This window comes from Marinospirillum alkalitolerans (assembly GCF_045055655.1).
Classification (GTDB): Bacteria; Pseudomonadota; Gammaproteobacteria; order Pseudomonadales; family Halomonadaceae; genus Marinospirillum; species Marinospirillum alkalitolerans.
Window position 1 is genome coordinate 1 of record NZ_JBANFI010000034.1, and the last position, 736, is coordinate 736.

Annotated in this window: 2 protein-coding genes; both read left to right on the forward strand. The window is 46.1% G+C overall.

The features are described from left to right. The first annotated feature begins 58 nt into the window (after nucleotides 1-58). Nucleotides 59-352, forward strand: a complete 294-nt coding sequence (locus V6U78_RS12710; RefSeq protein WP_405341584.1) for a type II toxin-antitoxin system RelE/ParE family toxin — start codon at nucleotides 59-61, stop codon at nucleotides 350-352. 9 nt (nucleotides 353-361) lie between these two features. After that, entirely contained in the window at nucleotides 362-679 is a 318-nt protein-coding gene (locus V6U78_RS12715) for a HigA family addiction module antitoxin (RefSeq protein WP_193496390.1), read from the forward strand. The last annotated feature ends 57 nt before the right edge of the window (nucleotides 680-736 follow it).

Genomic DNA, 736 nt, shown 5'->3' on the forward strand with positions numbered 1-736 from the left:
AGCCTGTTCGCTCACAATCTAAATTGACGTAGCATGGGTGCCGTGCTACCGTTCTATCATGATTATTCATTTCAAAGATAAGGGCACCGAAGACATCTTCAATGGAGTGGCTTCCAAGGCAGCCCGAAAGTTATGTCCACAGTCTTTGTGGCGAATTGCTGTAAGAAAGCTCGAATTATTGGACTCTGTTATCCATCGTGATGAGCTGAAAGTTCCTCCCGGTAACAGGTTGGAAGCTTTGTCTGGCGATAGAAAAGGGCAGCACAGTATTCGAGTGAACGATCAATACAGGATCTGCTTTAAGTGGACTGAAGCTGGCCCCGATGAAGTAGAGTTAACTGATTACCACTAGAGGTAAAATATGATCCGTATTCCCACAAATAGACAGCCGATCCATCCAGGTGAAATGCTGTTAGAAGAGTTTTTGCATCCTATGCAGATTACGCAGCGCGAGCTGGCGGATGCTATCCATGTTCCTTACCAAAGGGTGAATGAGCTAGTTAATCAGAAGCGTGGTATCACGCCCAGTACTGCACTTCGTTTGGGCTTGTTCTTTGGGGTTTCAGCTGACTTCTGGCTTAACCTACAAATCAGATGGGATCTTTACAAGACACAACAAGCAGAGCAGGACGATTTAGCCGAGATTCAAGATGTTACTCATTGGCGGCAGATGGCTTAACAAACGCAAGCACACGGAACAATTTTTCGCTTCGCTGCAAATTGTCCGGTGTTGCGA

Coding starts and splice junctions, on each gene's coding strand:
- V6U78_RS12710 (WP_405341584.1), top strand. CDS start 59: ATGATTATTCATTTCAAAGATAAGGGCACCGAAGACATCTTCAATGGA.
- V6U78_RS12715 (WP_193496390.1), top strand. CDS start 362: ATGATCCGTATTCCCACAAATAGACAGCCGATCCATCCAGGTGAAATG.